Origin of the sequence: Paenibacillus sp. FSL F4-0097 (assembly GCF_038593125.1) — a bacterium.
Taxonomy (GTDB): Bacteria; Bacillota; Bacilli; order Paenibacillales; family Paenibacillaceae; genus Paenibacillus_AQ; species Paenibacillus_AQ odorifer.
Genome location: NZ_CP151965.1, coordinates 6,714,599 through 6,733,085 on the forward strand (window position 1 = coordinate 6,714,599; position 18,487 = coordinate 6,733,085).

An 18,487-nucleotide genomic window follows, 5' to 3' on the forward strand; every position below is an offset into this window, starting at 1 on the left:
CAGATTCACCTTCGTTACTATAGGTTTAAATTAATAGACATAGGCCAATGATGCCATCAGATTATCAAAGGAATAGGCTTGGCCACTAGCTACATCGCCGAAGCCTCCATACAGTGAGCTGCCGGCATCGGTTATTCTGAACTCGTTCATTCTTTCAATGCTTTTGCGATAGAGTGCATCGTCTCCGATCTCGGCACCAATCATAGCCGTAATAGCGTAAATGGCTGTTGAGCGAATATCGTTAAGCGGCTTTCCCTCACGCGAATATTGTCCATATAATGTGCCAGCTTCGACCTGCTGCTTGATATAATCAATGCTGGAGGATTTCTGCTGGTCTACCTCTGCCAAAGCCAGAATAGACAGTAGCGATTCTACTGTATTGATATTCTCCGAAGTATAGGTTCCACTCTCATAATTAAACCTTGTTTCATAGAAGGGAAACTCATCTGATAAATATCCATCTTTCAGTATAACGCTCATATTATTCAACAAAAATTCACGAGATTCTCCAGAAACCGACAATTTTCGCATTGTACCTAAATCAATATAACATAAAGTAACGAATGTGTTGGTTTTTTTGTAATTTTCATCATAGAAGTCATACATATATCCATTTTTTACATTATAGTTATAAAATCTTTCACCATACTTATCCGCTTCCTCTGTATAGTGTTTATCCCTAAACGTATCCCCCGCTTCATAAAGCGCACGAATGATACGTAAGTCATCAACGGCAGCATTCACAGGATATAATTTCTGCTGTTTAGGGCTATATCGGTAGCTAAAACCGCCCTTCATATCAAAGGTTTGCTTAGCCAGCGCCCATTCTTCTGCAAATCGCTCTTTCTCACCACTCCGTACGGCTGCCAGCATCCTCAGAGAGGCAGACTCACTTAGAATCTCATGGCCGCTTGCCGCTTCCCCGGATTGCTCTGTTTCAATTAAATTCGTATAAACACCGGACGAGCCGGTAAGCTTCGTAACAATAAATTGCTCTAAAGCATCCAATTCCTGTGAATGGTCCCCCACATCATTATTAGCCGAACCCGTAGGATTCGGTGGCTCTGTTGTATGAACATTCGCGGAGGGCGAGGGTGTTGATGCCGGCGTTGCTGTTTGCTCGCATGCTGTTAATGCTGTAAAACCTATAAGTACCACTACAGCAACAGCTATCTCTTTCCTCAAAAAATCACCTCCCTAAGCATCTGCTTATATTGCCTAGTATTATCTATAACGGTAATATACATCACATACTTAATCCAAATGTTAAATTTATGAAACTATTAGATGGAAAAAAGAGGCATCCACACGCCTTCTGACGAGCAGACCCCTCTTTTTCTATCATCTATTTACTTTATTCCATACGTTCCCAAAAACGATGGGCAGAAATGGCCGCAACGAAGCTAGCCGCAAAAACTTCCCCACCATCGCCTATTACGACGCCCGGACTGCTTCTGTGTTCATCTGTTGCAAGCAGCTCAGCAAGTGTTGTGGTCATCGCGATGGGTTTAAAATGTGCATATGCTTGGTTGAGGAATAGCGCTGCATCTTTATGGAATTTCTTGCGCTCTGCATTTCCACCAGCCGCATAAATCGCATCGAAGAGCACCGAATCTGTAGTGGATAAGGTGTGGATGACTTCAAGCTCTGTGCCGTTTGAGCCTTTAATAAATCCAAGCTTATCACTGATTAGCTCCGGTTGAATCCCAGCTCCCATAAGCGTGTCCAATACAGGCATTACCGCAGCTTCATCAAAACCATCCCCGATAATCACGCCTACTTTCCGCGTGTTAGGATGTTTTTTCGTATTAGCTTGACTTAAGGCTGGGGAAGCTTGAGTGACCTCAGAACCGCCAACTTCTGGAGCCGCTATTCCAATGGCTTCTGCCACAGGTACAGCAAGCTCGGAGGTAATGTTAGCAAGCATATTTACGACCTGCTGTCGGACCGACTTACTCTTAACCTTTCCAAGCTCAAAAGAATAAGCTTCGATAATATGCAATTGTTCCGGAGGGCTCATACTATTCCAGAATAACTTGGCTTGTGAAAAATGATCCTCAAAGCTTTTACTCCGGCTCCGTACCTTACGGCCCTCAACCTTTTCTTGATAATGCACATAACCGCCTTCAGCCTCTGGGACAGGTCTCGGTGTATTTTGGGCCAGAGAATTATTATGATAACTCACAGTGCCCTGATTAATCGTCTGCCGCCCATATCCGTCACGCTGGTTGTTGTGGAAAGGACACACCGGTCTATTAATCGGCAATTCATGAAAGTTAGGACCCCCAAGCCGAATCAGCTGTGTATCCGTATAAGAGAATAGTCTGCCCTGAAGTAGGGGGTCATTGGTGAAATCAATACCAGGCACTACATGTCCAGGGTGGAAAGCCACCTGCTCCGTTTCGGCAAAAACATTATCCACGTTGCGGTTCAAGGTCATTTTCCCAACGATCTGCACGGGCACGTCTTCCTCTGGCCATAGCTTTGTAGGGTCCAACACGTCGAAATCAAACTTGAATTCATCTTCTTCACTAAGAAGCTGAATGCCCAGCTCGTATTCCGGAAAGTTGCCAGCTTCAATCGATTCCCATAAATCACGTCGGTGAAAGTCAGGGTCCGCTCCTGATATTTTCTGTGCTTCGTCCCACACCAAAGAGTGTACACCAAGCACTGGTTTCCAATGGAATTTAACAAAATGTGCTTTCCCCTGCTCATTGATCAAACGGAAGGTGTGAACTCCAAACCCTTCCATCATCCGGAAGCTTCGCGGAATGGCGCGGTCAGACATCAGCCACATCGCCATATGGGCCGATTCCTGGTTATTGGCGATGAAATCCCAGAAGGTATCATGGGCTGATGCCGCCTGAGGCATTTCATTATGCGGCTCCGGCTTAAGCGCATGCACTAGATCAGGGAACTTAATCGCATCCTGTATAAAAAAGACCGGCATATTATTGCCTACCAAATCATAATTGCCTTCTTCGGTATAAAATTTGGTCGAGAAGCCCCGGGCATCCCGCACAGTTTCGGCTGAACCCCGTGATCCTGCTACCGTTGAGAATCGGACAAACACCGGGGTCTTTACGGACGGATCTTGAAGGAATTTCGCCTTCGTATATTCTTTCAACGATTTATATACTTCAAACTCCCCGTGGGCGGCAAATCCGCGTGCATGCACGATCCGCTCAGGAATCCGCTCGTGATCGAAATGGGTCATTTTTTCCCGAAAATGAAAATCCTCCAGCAAGGTTGGCCCCCGGTCACCGGCTTTTAGGGAGAACTCATCCTCGGACACTTTCAATCCCTGATTGGTTGTTAAAGCGTGACCTTCGTCCTTACTGCGAAACTGTTCCAGATGCTCATTTTTGCTATTTCCGTTCACTTTTTGCTGTTCACTCATTAACAATGGCTCCTTCCGAAAGGTAGAGTAACGATAATATTCATCTCTTACCCTTAAGGAAGGAACGGCAAACAAAAAGAAGCGGAATTCCGAGAAGCCCTTCTCCCGAAAATCCGCTTACTCGCTTATCTCTGACCTAACCTTTAATTCTCCGGTACGTCTCTTCATCCGAAACAATATATAATCTAGCCTCTTTAGGAATAGGCTGGCCCAGCTTGCGATTGATGCTAAGGTCACTACGATCCGAGAGTAAAGTTGCACCTTGAAGGAGCAATTCCTGAAACGCCTGCCCATAGGTCTTCCATGCACTATTCACTGGAATCTCATAAATATCATCCCCATACTGGCGGCTCAGCAGCTGCGTAATCACCTCTGAATTCCCCTCTTGTAGAGCGGATCGGACAGCCAATCTAGAAATGGCATCATGCGACAGAACGAATTCATTGACCTGAACATGCCTGAAATTCTGTATATTCTTCTCCTGCATAATTTCTACGGTAGTATGTACTTGTGGCGCTATGCGCTCAATGCTGGAGGCGATAAGCAGAGACTTCCCGTCAATTAGCGATGCTTCATCAATCCGTGTGTCTCCGAACACAATGGCTGCCCGGGCTTCGTGTATGTTAGCTTTAAGGAGAATCTCATCGCTGGAAGCATCACCGCTCACAAAGTGGACCTGTTCCATATGCTCCAGCGGATGCCGTCCTATCTCATCAATGATGACGATATGACATTTAGGTGAATAGCATAACACCTCATCTACCGCAGCTTGTGCTTTCTTACTCCAATTGATTAATATCACATGATCCTTTCCCCGGAAGCTCAATGTTCCTGCTCCTCTCCTTCTCTGCACTTCTGCAATAGAGTCAATGACCTTGCCAATAACCAAGCTGAGAAGACCAATCCCAAAAATATACAGAAACATGGTGAATAGCTTACCAACTACAGTCTCGGCAAAATAATCCCCATACCCAACGGTGGCCATCGTTGTCATGACCCAATAGAAGGCATTAAACCAGTTGTGGAATGTACTCGGTTCAAGCAGGTAAGCTATCGATGCGCTAAGAATTATAAAGATCAAAATAATCAAACCGATCGACCGTTTGCGTAAACGCATCATCCTGGTGGATATTCTCAGAAAAAAATGCATCTGCCATCCCTTCCTCACATTAATAAAGCTGCCTCTCGAGGTTATTACTGAGGGCAGCCTTATCCATGTTCATCTGCGATTTTTGATCTAAACAATCAAACTGCTGACTGCAAACGCTGTGCCGATAAACACCAAGCAGAGCATAGTGCCTACTGCCACATTGCCTTTTTCCAGATGTTCTGAAATTTTAAAGCTTGGGGTCGCCAATTCAAAAATCCAGTAAGCAGCGATGAGGCACACATAACCGACAGCAAACCAAATGATCATATGCAGAATAGAGGTATTCGTATACGCCGCTACTCCAATGATAATTGCTGTGGCGAGAAATTTGCCGCCAAGCGCTAGAGCTACAGCCACATTCCCTTTTTTCAGCTCTTCCATATCCTTGAACGGGGTCATCAAGCCAAAGATAACCATACCCAACAATTGCAGAAGAATAATCACAAATATACTGACTATCAAATTAACAACAATCGTCACTTTGCCCACCCCCGAAATTTCGCATATGCCGAGTCATAATCGGCGAAATCATGTACTTCCTCAAGGACTACGGAAGCGGTCTTTTCTTTCTCTAATGCTGCATAACGCTCATCGTCTATCGGCTGCTTGATCCGGTTGCCGGAAGGCAGCTCAAGGACGGCAAAGTTTCTTGTCTTCTCATTATATTTTGTCTTGTATACTCCTACAAGATCAACATCCGTAGTTACCGATACCTTAAGGTTGGTAAGGTCCTCTACTGCTGTTTTTTCATCGGGATACGATTTAATGGTCGTCCAGGAAGATAGGCGGACTTCATTGCGCTGGTCAGCATCTGTGATCAGCTCAGCGTCCATGAACTGCAATGTCCATATTTTATCGCCAGTAGCATAATTCTCATCATTCGGCAGCAGCTCATTATCCGGCAACACCGTCATATCGCTGCCAATTAGATCACCTACAGTACTCTCCACAACCCGGTAATCCCAAGGTACCCGTGCAACACTATCAGAAGTTTCGGCAGTGCCTGAATCAAACACACTCCCCTGATTACTGGAACATGCACTAAGCAGCAGCACCGTTAGAAGCATCATACATAAAGCGCCGATCCGGGCCTTTACTAATCTAGTAGACGACTTGTTTATAGCCTTACTTTTATCCAACTATCTCACTCCCAACGCGATAAAATGACTGGCATTGCCCGTAATCAGTCCGCCAGCCCGGCCGAGCAGCCCACACGGTTTCCCATTAATGACGAACATGCCTGTCAGTAGGTGGAATTCACCTTCGGCGGTGTGTATTCGGGCTAGTTCAGCTCTTTTTTGATATACAGAGGGAAAAAGCTGACTGCTATCATAACCCTCTTCGTCCTCAATTTCCAGAGTTCCACTATCGTCAAAGAGACGTACAGAACCGCCTTCGCGGCCAAATACAGATTTGGACACAAAGCTGCCAGAGAACACAGGCTTATTATAAGTCGGCAAAATATAACGTGAGATCGCCTCACGCTCTTCATTGTCAAATAATAAGCCAAGCTCATACATTCCCCACACAGCTGCAATCAATCCCTTAGACTGCAACAGGATACTGTGAGGTCCATTAAAAAGCTGAAGATTTCCCTGCTCAACGGCATAGGCAAGTGCATCTCCACCTTCATCGACGGCCATCCACTCTTTAGGATATAGAGCAAACATCCGCTGTATCACCCGGTCCTCCCCATCCTTCAGAATGCCCTCATCGACCCACAGGTCGAGGCAATCCACACACTGAATAGTAAGTCCGCTATGTCTGACCAAGGCTTCAATCGTACCTGAATCTTCAAGATGGGACCCATAAGCAACACAAGCTGCGGTATCTGGACGTTCTATCTGCCATGCTGCGGCAAGTTGTTCCTTCATCGCATGATTTGGACTAGCCACACCCGCCTGTTCACAGATCCAAGGTGTTGCTATGGAAGCCTCCACATAACCTGTAGGTGTATCGGCATTCAGTTCCAGAAGCTTGATGGTTCCATCATGAGCTATCGCAAAATCAAACCTTGCATACCGGCTGATTAAGCCTTCTTCCGGAATAGGAGACCCATCAAGCATCTCCCAAAGAACAGGGGGAATGCCCAGTAGCTCATACAAATCGCGTTTTAGATGTATATACCGAACCGCCTTATCGAGGATAGCCCAAAGCTTTGCGGAGGCTTCCTCAAGCTCCTTGTAAATGTCGCTGCGCATCACAGCTATTGCATCCATCCAATACTCTTCTTCCTCTAGATCTGCCCAAGTGAACCCAAGCTCATACAGCGCTTGTACCCGTGGGCCCCGCTCCAGATCAGACAAATCCAGGATCTCAAACACGCTCTGCTGATCACTCATCCGCCGAAACCACTCTTGCTTGAGCCTGATCTCGATGAAGATTTCGAGCCTGAGCTTGATTTAGAGTTCTTCGAAGAGTTTAAGCCACTGGAAGTGCCCCCGATTCCGGTCTTCGAAGAGGAACCCCTTCTCGTGATGGAACCCGTGGATGAGGTTGAGGTTTTAGGTTTCACTACAGAACCGGGCACCTTTTTATTCTGAAACTTTTCGCTGCTATAAGTAGGTGGTTTATAAGTGGTTCTCGTGCCTCCATAATAGGTAGGACGGTCCTTAGCCCATCCTCTGGAGGAGTAATTGGCACCGCTGTTAAACAACATATGATACAGAAGCAAATCCGTCCAGCCAAAACCTGAATGATAACCGCCATAGTTATTCACTACAGTTGTCCCGTTTGAAGTTACTACGCCTTGGCCTTGCTCCTCTACCTCTTTCGTACCTTCTTCGGGGTAGGGAATATTCCAATCCACATTTTTATCAAAATAAGCTTTAACCTCTTCATTAGACCAAGAGACTAGCTGTGGTTCGCCCGCAGAAGTATTCGCGCTAGCCCCCGCTCCGCCAGGAATAAACATAGCATTCGCTAATAAGGCTATGCCTAGCGATGTTGATAATACACGGATGGGTTTGCCATCGGCGGTAAATAATTTTGATGCAGGCAATTCCTTATCCCTTTCTTCTTTAGCCATCGTAAGGTTCTCCTTCCCTGATGATCTTCTATCCCTCAGTGTGCATCGGAACAAGCAAAAGCTCCAGCTTGCCTTCATCCACATTCAGCCGTCCTTCAACCGCTTCATATTCCTTACTGCCCACCACTATATAATTGACATGTTCAAGTGCAGTTATCATATTCATGCTCCACGTACGCTCTTCAATTACTCGCAGATCACCCTCTGGCATTTTTTCGATTAAAACTACACTCATCCCGTTATCCATTATTACCATTCCTTCCTTATATCTGCTATAGCATCTGATACGTTTTTATCACCTTTTCGTTTCAGTTCTAAGCTTGTATAGATTGCCCAGTATTACTTTTGGAATAAGAACGTCTGTATAAAAGGAGAACTCCTAACGAACACAAGCTGACAAGAAGCAACAGTCCGTATACATGCTCATATGCTTTTGCCGGCGCAAGATCACGCTGAGCATGCAGCAACAGCCCACAGACCGCAACAGATACAGAACCTCCAAAGAACTGAATCAGTTGTAAAAGCCCCATACCTGAACCAATCCAAGTTCGCGGAAGAACCCGAGAAGCTTCATTATTTAAGGATGCCATTGTCGCCGAGAAGGCAGGAGAGAAGCAAAGATAACCAAGCAGAAGAACTACAGGAGATACAGAAAGGTTCAGCGCAAATGCAGCCATAACAGCGGCAAGGATACAATGTCCTATGATTAAGAAGCGCAAGTTGCCATACCGGTCAATAAAACGTCCAACAAAACGGGTAAGAAATGCGGATAATAACGCACCAGGTGCGATAAACAAACCAATCATCAACGCGGATTTACCAAACAGATTAGCGAGCACAAGCGGCATCAGGAACAAATTCCCCAAGTTCAGCACCAGAATACAAAAGCCTATGGTAACTAGCTTCAAGTATCCCGGCATTTTTAGCAACTGCGGGTTAATAAAGGATTCCTTCGCCTTCTTCAAATACCAAGCGTGCACGATAATAGATACTATGCCCACTGCTAACCATACCAGAGATTGGGTAGTTACGGCTACCAGCAGACTTGCCGCATTTACAACGGTCAACGCCGCCCCAATAACATCAAAGCCTGCAGGCTGAGGCTGTTCCTTAGGTAATAACCGCAGCAGCACTGGCAATACAACAAGCACAAGGCAAGTAATTCCGAATAACCCATTCCAGCCAAAATACTGACTGATGACGCCACCGAAAATAGGGCCCAACCCAAAGGCCATTGCACTCCCTGCGGAGATCATGGCGATAGCCGCACCACGTCTTTCAATAGGCACATAACGGCTGGCCAGTACGAGACCCAATCCAGCCATCGCACCCGCGCCGGCAGATTGTACTATTCTCGTTATCAATAATGTATTAAAGTCATGCGCAAATAATCCAAACACTGAGGCTAACCCAAGAGTAATTAAGCCAACGGTCAAAAGTCTCCGAATCGGCAACACGTCTGATAAGCGGCTATAAATAACCGTCGATAAAGCATATCCAATCGAATAGCTCGAAATTACCCATGAACCTAGATCAGCAGAAATTTGGAGATCCTGAATAATGGTTGGAAGTGATACATTAAACATCGTTGTGTTCATCACTACGATAAAAAGGCACATGGTCCATAATGGCATGACTACTTTATCATTCATTACTACTTTCTCATTCATTCCTATCCATCCCTGTCCTAATTTATCTATACAAGCTTATCTAAGTTTATGCCTATAAAATCAGGATGGCAATTGGAATAGGGGGATTTAGTTTACTTCCGCCACATCAATCCGCACAACAATTCAAACAACTCCATGTAGTTGCGTGGATTTTTGCCCGTCAATGTATGAATGCGATTAAGCCGGTAGTTCAGTGTATTTCGGTGAATATTCAGCTTCTGTACAGTACGATTATGGTCCCCATTCTCAGCAATAAATACTTGCAGCGTTTCAATCAGGCCTGTCTTATCGCCCGACTGATCCAGCAGAGCATAAATCGTTCCGGGCCGTTCAGCACCGTCATAAGAGAGATGAATCAAGAAGCTTAGTTCCTCATAAGTGTACAGTTTCTTGAGCGGGTCGACTCTGCTGCCAACACTAATCGCCGCCTGGGCCTGTTCAAGTGAATAAGCAGCTAACTCCGCTGCTTCGCCAGAACCTATTCGCCCCACATTCGTACATGAATTTAGTTTTCCTATAAGCTCTTTATAAAGAAAAACATCCGTTATGAAAAAAACCGCCTTATCATTCTCCAAATTCCAGTAATGTGGATAAGACCTAAATACATTTTTGAATTCTTTGCCGTTCACATCGCCTTCCACAAGGATCGCCCAGCATTTTTTCTTAAGATCAAGCCCATAGCTGCCTGCCCGTTCCAAAAACTCAAGATCATATGCTTCTTTACGATAAGACAATTCATGATAAAATTTCACACGTTTTACTCGCTCATCCTGTTCCAGCTTGTTCCTTGCTTCCTGCTCAATAAGTAATATAGTAGTGACTCTGACCAGCTTACTAAACGGCCTAACCTCATCTGGATGTCCCGTAATACCTACCACACCCAAAACTTTATGATCTATAATAATGGGTTCATTCACCCCCGGCTTCATGCCGCTGCCATCCTCGTACACTTCAAAGACATGCCCACTTTGAATAGCTATTCTCGCTCCCTCATGTAAGGTTCCGACCCGTTTCAGATCTCCGCTCCCCACAATAAACCCGCTCTCATCCATAACATTAATGTTATAAGGAACTACGCTCATCATTTCTTGTGCTATTTGTCCTGCGAGTGATTTCGATATCTTCATGTCTGTACCTCCTGTTCCTTTATATTCTACTCAGAAAGCTTCTACCTTAAAAAAGAAAAAAGGGGCTGACTCCGTTCAGTCAGCCCCTCTATCACTTTGTATAATTCAATCAGCTTCCTTGGTTCAGCATGACTAACCTAGCCACATTCTCAGCCGTTCTTTCCAGATTCTCTTGCCCTTTATTCAAGGCATCCTCCAATGAAGCTGCACCTGGCATGATGCCAAAAATAGCATCGATCCCTTTATCATACAGCACTTCCGTCTGATCGCCGATCCGTCCCGCGAAGGCCAGTACGGGTTTATTATATTTCTTAGCTACCTCAGCAACGCCAAGCGGGGTCTTGCCATATTGGGTCTGGAAATCGATGCTTCCTTCCCCGGTCCACACCATGTCCGCCTGCTGCACCTTTTCTTCAAGTCCAGTATAGTCGATCACAAGCTCAATGCCCTTTTTTAATATTCCGTTTAAGAACACTACCAGTCCTGCCCCAAGTCCACCCGCTGCACCAGCACCAGGCATATCTATAATATCGAAACCCAGTTGCTCTTTGATGACACTCGCATAATGATGCAGATTGCTGTCCAGCTGTTTGATCATATCCGACGTAGCCCCTTTTTGCGGACCAAATACATTGGAAGCTCCGGTCAACCCACATAATGGATTCGTAACGTCGCAGGCCACTTCAACCTGTACATCCTTCAGGCGAGGGTCAAATCCACTCAGATCAACACGGGCTAATCTGCCAAGCTGACCACCACCAAATAACAGCTCATTGCCTTCGGCATCCAGCAGCCTGCCGCCTAATGCCTGCACCATCCCGGCGCCTCCGTCATTGGTGGCACTGCCACCGATGCCAATCAGCAGCTTGCTGACCCCACGATCCAGACATGCTTTGATTAATTGTCCTGTCCCGTAGGTGGTTGTAATCAATGGGTTACGTGTCTCAGGGGATACCAGCTGAATACCACTCGCACTAGCCATTTCCAGCACCCCTGTCAGCCCGTCTCCTGTGATTCCGTAGGATGCGCTAACTTCATTGCCCAGTGGCCCTTTAACTTTTGTTATATATACTGTACCTTCCGTTGCATCGACCAAGGACTGCATCGTTCCTTCGCCGCCATCTGCCATGGGTACATGAATACAAGTAATATTAGAATTTACTTTATGAATGCCTTTTTCCATGGCTTCACAAGCTTCTTTGGCTGTCATGCTTTCCTTGAAAGAATCCGGTGCCAATACGATGACAAAGTCTTTATTCATAGAATATCCGTCCCTTCTAGTTGCAAATATAAATTATAGGATGAAGCCGTATAATATAGTGGCGACGATAGCCATCGTCAGACCCACGAGACTTTCATAAGGAATCAGTGACATCCGGTCCTTAATGTTCATCTTAACGGAATCTGCGGTCACGTGGAAGAAGTTACCGTGTGGCAGATGGTCAATAACTGTAGCCCCGGTGTGTACCATAATTGCTGCATTTAGCGGCGCTGTGCCCATCGAAAGAATAGCGGGACCAAATGATCCGGCAGCCACGATAGAAGCCGTAGAGGTTGATGCTGTAGCAGCCGCCATCAGGATTCCTGCAATTGGAGCAAGGAACGTTCCGGAAATTCCCATAGCCGTTATTGCATCTACAACAGTAGCGCTCAGATCCGATTTCGAGATAATACCAGCGATAGCACCAGCACCAATCAGGATAATGGCTGTACCTGTCATTTTATTTAACCCTGAGGTTGTAAAAGAAATGATGTTCTTCGTTTGTTTCATAGCAATCAATCCAATAATGCCGGCAAGAGGCAAGATGATCATAGAATCGACTTTAAATGATTTCAGCAATTCGATATTTAGAATATTTCCGATTGGGTTAATGGCTAGAAGCAAAATAGCGACAACTGGAGCGACGATAGCACGGCCAAAGCTAGGTTTAACCTTAGTGCTGTCTTCCTCTTTAGTTACAACGTCGCCCTCTGCAATTTTTACACCTTTGTTGACCAACAGATTAGCAATAATAACAGTGACAATCAGACCCGCAACGGCTGGGATGAATCCATGAATCATGACCTGAGCCAAATCTACATCAAAGCCTTTAGCTACGGCAATGGTGTTCGGGTTCGGTGAAATAATGTTACCGGCTTTACCGCCACCGACCAGTGCGAGCAGCAAAGCGGTTTTGGAAATGCCGATCTTCTTACCTACGGACAAAGCGATTGGAGCGACAATAATGATAGCGACTGTGATGAATACGCCCACTGCTGTAATTATCATAGTAGCCAGCGCTATAGATAATAACGCTTTCTTTTCACCAAGCTTATCTACTATGGTCTCGGCCATTCGTTCGGCTGCCCCTGATTCAATCAATACCCCGGCCAGCACACCAGCTGCGAGAACACGTACAACTGCACCCATAACACTATTCGTTCCGTCGATGACATATTGTACTGTCTCTGCAATGGATGCCCCGCCTAATATTCCTCCAGCAATCGCGCCTAAAAAGAGTGCGTAGACCGGGTTAACCTTTTTGAAAATCAATACGACGGCCAGAATCAATCCCGCAATTGCGCCCATCCAGTTAATTACTGTGCCTTCCATCTCTAGTTGCCCCCTAGTATAAGAATTTGACACTATACAGTGTGTAATTTGATAACGCTTTCTAAACTGAGTATACTGCGCTTACAAACCCAATAATATTGACGGGACAACCTATTTTTTTGTGCATATGCACAAGCACTGAGCATGAGAAAAAGACCAAGCTTAGGTTTCAGCACACCAGAGCTTGGTCTTTTAACATGAATTAAACGTATTATGAGACTTGTGTTTCTTTCGTTAGAACAGGGGCAGCAGGATCTTCTGCCAGAACATTATCCTTTGTCTTCGAGAGGAAGATATTCAGCACAATCGCTGTAAGGGAACCGGATACGATACCGTTTTGCAGCAGCATCCGGGCGAATTCAGGCAATTGATCGAACATCGCAGGTACAGTTGCCGAACCCAAACCAACAGCGATACTACAAGCGGCAATCAGCAGATTACCATCCTTACGCAGATCTACCTCTGACAGAATCGACATCCCGGAAACAGCAACCGATCCGAACATCACGATCATCGCTCCACCCAGTACGGCATTGGGAATAACCGTTGTCAGAGCCGCCAATTTAGGCAGTAATCCAAGCACAACCATAATCCCGCCTGCTGCAAAAATAACATTCCGAGTTTTGACCCGAGTCAGCGAGACCAGACCTACATTTTGCGAAAATGCTGTGTACGGAAATGCATTAAAGATCCCGCCCAGCATAATCGCCAAACCTTCCGAACGCAGCCCGTTTACGATCTGCTTTTGTTCCACTTTCTGATCCGTTACTTTACCAATCGCAAAGTAAACGCCTGTGGACTCCACCATACTAACAATATTAACAATGATCATAGTGAAAATAGCCGTAAGATTGAACTGAGGCCATCCGAAGTAGAAAGGCTGTGCAACACTTACCCAAGAGGCTTCACCTACTGTAGAGAAACTAACAATGCCCATTCCATAAGCAATAATTGTACCCACTAAAAGACCTATCAAGACAGAGACCGAGCGAAGAAATCCTGTAGTAAAACGGTTAACCGCTAAAATGACCAGCAGCGTGATCAGTGCAAGCAACAAATTGCGGGGATTCCCAAAATCAGCGCTGCCTTCTCCGCCAGCTACGCTATTCATAGCTACAGGAATAAGAGATAACCCAATAATGGTCACGACTGAGCCCGTTACTATCGTTGGGAAAAACCTCAGCAGCTTCCCGTAAAGGGGGGCCGCCAGTACCACGAATAAACCAGATAAAATAATTGCTCCATACACCGTCGCCAAATTGTTGGCACTGCCGATAGCGATAATCGGCCCTACTGCCGTAAAGGTACATCCAAGAATAACCGGCAGCCTGCTGCCAAAATACTTAGTGCCCATAATCTGCAGCAAAGTAGCTAATCCGCAAGTAAACAAATCAGCTGCGATAAGATAGGCCATTTGGGTGGCATTCAGGTTCAGCGCGTTCCCTACGATCAGCGGTACAACAACTGCTCCGGCATACATCGCCAGTACATGCTGAAATCCTAACGCAAATACTTTTTTCTTGCTTAACATCTCGCACTCTCCTTGATTGGCTCTTTTGAACTTTCATTATCAATGAAGTGAATTTCACCTGGTGACATAGATGTGATCCGGGCTAAAGCATGGACTTCTATCCCTCTATCCTCGAGTAGACTCCGGCCTTCTTGGAAGCATTTTTCAATCACACAACCAACGCCAAGGAGCTCAGCGCCAGCCTCTTGCACGATATCAACCAGTCCAACAAGAGCAGCACCAGTAGCCAAAAAGTCATCTACAATAAGCACCTTATCGCTTGGTCCGATATATTTTTGCGAGACACTAACCATATAATCCTCTTTGCGTGTAAAAGAATGTACCGGCGCGGAATAGACCGCTTCAGATAAGGTCACTGCTTTCTTTTTCTTCGCATATACAAACGGTACGCCTAAGGCGATGGCCGTAGCCATGGCAAATTGAATGCCACTCGCTTCAATAGTGATGATCTTAGTGATAGGCAAATGTCCAAACAACCGCTTGAACTCCTGTCCAATTTGTAAGGCAAGCTCCGTATCCACCTGATGATTCAGAAATGAATCTACCTTTAGTACCGTATCTGATAAAATAAGACCCTCTTGTCTGATGCGCTCTTGAAGTACCTTCATAGTAAACTTGATCTCTCCTTCTGAATTAAAAACAAAAAAAGGACAAATCCCTTGAGTCGTTTCTCTCAAGTGAATTTGTCCTTCTGGGTTTTTGTCCCTTAGTGGTGTAACACTGCATAGTGTCCGCATCGCTCGGTCCAGTCCTTCCATAGTCAGGAAGCGGAACCCTAGATGCGCTATTTCACTCATAGTCGGATAATTACAGTGGTTATCCGGTAGAAACTTATGGGCCATATTCCCAAGATTATATGAGTTGATAAGCAAATATAAGGATAATGTATAATGTGAAACTTATATTTTTATAAATGTTCGATATGAATACCTTGTATATCTTACACGCTCTGTCTGGTGCTTACAAGCAAAATTTTAAGCGATTTGCATGCCATTTTCAGGTTATTTTCACGAAATTCAATTGTTTACATTTAGTAGTTGCTACTCCAATATCTTCTGCGCTGTTTCTTGGGTCGTTACAAGCACATTCATATAACCCCCATTTAGCGCACCACGGATCCCTGTAACCTTCTCAAGTGACTCCGCTACACCAATCGAATACCGAGCTTGCTTGATCTGCTCCAGCTCAATAGTCAGCGTTCTATCCGATATTCCGGTATGCACGGGAATCCCGTTGCCATCATAGAATCGTGAACAGATATCACCAGCAACCTTTCCATTCTCCAGCTCAGCAATCACTGCATCACCATAAAATCCGCGCCACGCCTCCTCCCCTTTCATTTCCGGTGATCCGATGCCGAACACAGCGATATCCAGATGGTCCCACGCCTTCGCAATGGTCTGATAATACTGCGAATTCATCAGTTGATCTCTAGTTTCCTTTTGCTCCGTGATCGCTGGAACATCAATCATTAACGAGCGCGCACCCCATTTTAGGGCAGCTTGATAGCAGATGTTATTTACATGGTACCCGCTCTCCATCTTTCCTGATGGGCCGCCAACCGTAGGTACACAGGTTACAAAAGGTCTCTGGGCTTGTGTTAGGCTTTCTACAACGCTAGCTAAGCTGCTTCCCCAAGAAAACCCAATCGTATCTTTCGGCTTAAGCACTTGCTCGAGCCATCTCGCACAGGCTTGTCCTATAGCTTTGCGTTTAATCGTACTGGACTGTGCAGGATCTACCTCCACAACAATGGCTTCCCGTAGCCCGAACCGCTCCTTCAGCTCCTGCTCCAATGTAAAATGATCGCCAGTATCGTAATTAATAGTTATTGTAACGATACCTTCTTCACGTACCCTCTTTAGCATCCTGCTGATGGTGGTACGATATATACCAAGTTTGCTAGAGATTTCACTCTGCGTTAAATTCTGTTCATAATACATTTGTGCTATTTTAATGAGCAGCTTCTTATCTTCTTTTCGATCCATGTTACAACGCCCCCGCTATATTCAACAGTTTGACGGATTTAGAACCCCCCGCTATACTGTAGACGATTGTTTTGCACATTTATCATTATATTGCACAAATGTGCTTAATATCAAAACTTTTATGGAGATGAATGGTTCAGATGGAATCAAGGTTATCTCTAAATAAAAACAAACAATCCAAACAGGTGAGGTGCTGGAAATGAATCCCTTAAAGTGGGCAATTGTAGGTCCGGGAAGTATAGCTGCCGAATTTGCGGCTGCGCTGAATGAAACGGGGGAAACATTGTATGCGGTTGGATCGCGGAGCTTAGAGAAAGCACAACAATTCGCTAATCAATATGGAGCCACGAAAGCTTATGGCAGTTACAGTGAAATGCTGCAAGATCCCGCAATTGATGTAGTGTACATCTCTACGCCACATAGCAATCATTATGAATACATCATTGAAAGCTTACAGAATAACAAACATGTTCTCTGCGAAAAAGCAATCACGGTGAACAGCAAACAACTTCAAGAAGTCGCCCGACTTGCCGCTGAAAAGGATCTGGTTGTGGCCGAAGCTATGACCATCTACCATATGCCACTGTATAAGAAACTGCGGCAGCTCATTGATGACGGCATCATTGGGCGCCCCAAAATGGTGCAGGTCTCCTTTGGCAGCCATAAAGAATATGATGTGAACAACCGTTTCTTCAGCAAAGATCTGGCGGGCGGAGCACTGCTGGATATTGGGACGTATGCGTTGTCCTTCACAAGATTCTTCCTGTCCAAACAGCCCCATGAGATTCTTACTACAGTAAAACGATTCGAGACAGGAGTGGACGAGCAATCCGGCATTATTCTTAACAATGCTGCAGATGAAATGGCGGTAATCTCCCTTACAATGCGCTCTAAAATGCCTAAACGGGGCGTGGTTGCAGGAGAATTAGGCTTTATTACCGTAGACAATTTCCCGCGGGCCAGCAAAGCCACCATTCAATATTTGGATGGCACAGTAGAGACGATTGAGGCTGGAGATACAGCCAAGGCTTTACAATACGAGATTGAAGATATGCGGCGGTATATTGCAGATAAAAGCCATAAAGAGACCCTCGACCTCTCCTTGGATGTCATGGACATTATGAGCAATGTCCGGGAGCAATGGGGGATCAAATATAGCTTTGAATAAATAAACCGATTATTAGGCAGCACCTTAGGCAAATGATTGTTTTTCGAGGTGGTCCGCCCGTATTCATCACTTAATCCCCCCATCTGCATTAATGTTAATGAAGTCAAAGTATGGGAGAGTGAATATGGGTGGCCTATAAAAGAGACCGGATCGTTGTCATTATTCAAAAAGGAAAACGGCGCATAATTACAAGGACCCCACTCCACGGAGTGGACAGATTAATCTTTGTCATCAACAATCAATATACGAACGCCCCCAACACTACACAAATTGCAAGCGGTGCAGGACGCAGCAGCGCAAGCGGCAATAATGCCGCCATTGCTTCTCCCTATACACGCCAACAACAAAGTGTCGGCGCAGGCGGTGATGCGACTAACCTAGGCAGTGGGGGCAACAAACGCGGCAAAGCTAAGCCCCTCTTATTATATCCGTATCGCAAAGAAGTTGTGGTCGTTATCAATACCCAGACGGTTAAACTGCCTAAACGGAGCCAGCATGCCTCCGCAACTCAGGTAGCAAGCGGAGGCGGAACGTTCAGCACCGGTGGAACAAACTCCGCTATTGAAAGTCCAGGAACAAGACAGCAACAGGCGGTTGGTGGAGGATCGGGTGGGCACGCCACTAACAAAGGCACAACTAAACGGCGCCACCTCAAACAACGGTCTCGTTAACCCTTTCGGGACTATATAACAAGCATAGCAAAAAGCATGGGCAAACCCGACGAGATCAGGGCGCCCATGCTTTTTTTGGGTTTGGTGAGTTGCGTTACAGGTACTTTTTAGTACCTATAGCACTTTAAAGTACGTACTATACTTAATGGACAGATCTCTTC

17 protein-coding genes and 1 riboswitch are annotated in these 18,487 nt (G+C 45.5%); of the genes, 2 read left to right on the forward strand and 15 right to left on the reverse strand.

The window, feature by feature from the left end:
* Nucleotides 1-30: 30 nt before the first annotated feature.
* The 15 genes from MHH86_RS30125 to MHH86_RS30195 all read right to left on the reverse strand — a co-directional run bounded on the left by MHH86_RS30125 (nt 31) and on the right by MHH86_RS30195 (nt 16,487).
* Nucleotides 31-1,185: a glycosyl hydrolase family 8 gene (locus MHH86_RS30125; protein WP_235219466.1), complete on the reverse strand. Its 1,155-nt coding sequence runs from the start codon at nt 1,183-1,185 to the stop codon at nt 31-33.
* 169 nt (nt 1,186-1,354) lie between these two features.
* Nucleotides 1,355-3,400, reverse strand: coding sequence for a catalase (locus MHH86_RS30130; RefSeq protein WP_076316125.1), 2,046 nt, complete (start codon nt 3,398-3,400; stop codon nt 1,355-1,357).
* Between the two features lie 136 nt (nt 3,401-3,536).
* Nucleotides 3,537-4,520 carry a potassium channel family protein gene (locus tag MHH86_RS30135; protein WP_306456170.1) on the reverse strand — a complete coding sequence of 328 codons (984 nt, stop codon included), beginning with the start codon at nt 4,518-4,520 and terminating at the stop codon, nt 3,537-3,539.
* Nucleotides 4,521-4,637: 117 nt separating this feature from the next.
* Nucleotides 4,638-5,030, reverse strand: coding sequence for a DUF350 domain-containing protein (locus MHH86_RS30140; RefSeq protein ID WP_038573772.1), 393 nt, complete (start codon nt 5,028-5,030; stop codon nt 4,638-4,640).
* Nucleotides 5,027-5,620, reverse strand: a complete 594-nt coding sequence (locus tag MHH86_RS30145) for a hypothetical protein (RefSeq protein ID WP_232061559.1) — start codon at nt 5,618-5,620, stop codon at nt 5,027-5,029. The genes MHH86_RS30140 and MHH86_RS30145 overlap by 4 nt, the downstream gene beginning before the upstream one ends.
* 69 nt (nt 5,621-5,689) lie before the next feature.
* Entirely contained in the window at nt 5,690-6,892 is a 1,203-nt protein-coding gene (locus MHH86_RS30150) for a glutathionylspermidine synthase family protein (protein ID WP_036682191.1), read from the reverse strand.
* The gene (locus MHH86_RS30155; RefSeq protein ID WP_036682194.1) at nt 6,889-7,578 is read right to left on the reverse strand and encodes a hypothetical protein; all 690 of its coding nucleotides are present in this window, start codon (nt 7,576-7,578) and stop codon (nt 6,889-6,891) included. The genes MHH86_RS30150 and MHH86_RS30155 overlap by 4 nt, the downstream gene beginning before the upstream one ends.
* A gap of 28 nt (nt 7,579-7,606) precedes the next feature.
* Nucleotides 7,607-7,813, reverse strand: coding sequence for a hypothetical protein (locus MHH86_RS30160; RefSeq protein WP_232061479.1), 207 nt, complete (start codon nt 7,811-7,813; stop codon nt 7,607-7,609).
* Nucleotides 7,814-7,892: 79 nt separating this feature from the next.
* Nucleotides 7,893-9,248 carry an MFS transporter gene (locus MHH86_RS30165; RefSeq protein WP_235219467.1) on the reverse strand — a complete coding sequence of 452 codons (1,356 nt, stop codon included), beginning with the start codon at nt 9,246-9,248 and terminating at the stop codon, nt 7,893-7,895.
* A gap of 92 nt (nt 9,249-9,340) precedes the next feature.
* Nucleotides 9,341-10,375, reverse strand: coding sequence for a sugar diacid recognition domain-containing protein (locus MHH86_RS30170; RefSeq protein ID WP_036682199.1), 1,035 nt, complete (start codon nt 10,373-10,375; stop codon nt 9,341-9,343).
* Nucleotides 10,376-10,484: 109 nt separating this feature from the next.
* On the reverse strand, nt 10,485-11,636 hold the full coding sequence (locus MHH86_RS30175; RefSeq protein ID WP_036682201.1) for a glycerate kinase: 1,152 nt from the start codon (nt 11,634-11,636) through the stop codon (nt 10,485-10,487).
* A gap of 33 nt (nt 11,637-11,669) precedes the next feature.
* Nucleotides 11,670-12,968 (reverse strand): SLC13 family permease, encoded by a 1,299-nt coding sequence (locus MHH86_RS30180; protein WP_036682204.1) that lies wholly within the window; start codon nt 12,966-12,968, stop codon nt 11,670-11,672.
* Between the two features lie 211 nt (nt 12,969-13,179).
* Nucleotides 13,180-14,499 (reverse strand): nucleobase:cation symporter-2 family protein, encoded by a 1,320-nt coding sequence (locus MHH86_RS30185; protein WP_036682206.1) that lies wholly within the window; start codon nt 14,497-14,499, stop codon nt 13,180-13,182.
* Nucleotides 14,493-15,107, reverse strand: coding sequence for a xanthine phosphoribosyltransferase (locus tag MHH86_RS30190; RefSeq protein WP_036682464.1), 615 nt, complete (start codon nt 15,105-15,107; stop codon nt 14,493-14,495). Before MHH86_RS30190 ends, MHH86_RS30185 begins: the two co-directional genes overlap by 7 nt.
* Nucleotides 15,108-15,275: 168 nt before the next feature.
* Nucleotides 15,276-15,379: riboswitch (purine riboswitch) on the reverse strand.
* 160 nt (nt 15,380-15,539) lie between these two features.
* Nucleotides 15,540-16,487 carry a sugar-binding transcriptional regulator gene (locus MHH86_RS30195; RefSeq protein ID WP_036682209.1) on the reverse strand — a complete coding sequence of 316 codons (948 nt, stop codon included), beginning with the start codon at nt 16,485-16,487 and terminating at the stop codon, nt 15,540-15,542.
* A gap of 199 nt (nt 16,488-16,686) precedes the next feature.
* Between MHH86_RS30195 and MHH86_RS30200 the strand changes: the two genes are divergently transcribed.
* Together MHH86_RS30200 and MHH86_RS30205 are read left to right on the forward strand one after the other, a co-directional pair.
* The gene (locus tag MHH86_RS30200; protein WP_036682211.1) at nt 16,687-17,655 is read left to right on the forward strand and encodes a Gfo/Idh/MocA family oxidoreductase; all 969 of its coding nucleotides are present in this window, start codon (nt 16,687-16,689) and stop codon (nt 17,653-17,655) included.
* A 158-nt stretch (nt 17,656-17,813) separates the two neighbouring features.
* Nucleotides 17,814-18,326 carry a hypothetical protein gene (locus MHH86_RS30205; protein WP_235219473.1) on the forward strand — a complete coding sequence of 171 codons (513 nt, stop codon included), beginning with the start codon at nt 17,814-17,816 and terminating at the stop codon, nt 18,324-18,326.
* The last annotated feature ends 161 nt before the right edge of the window (nt 18,327-18,487 follow it).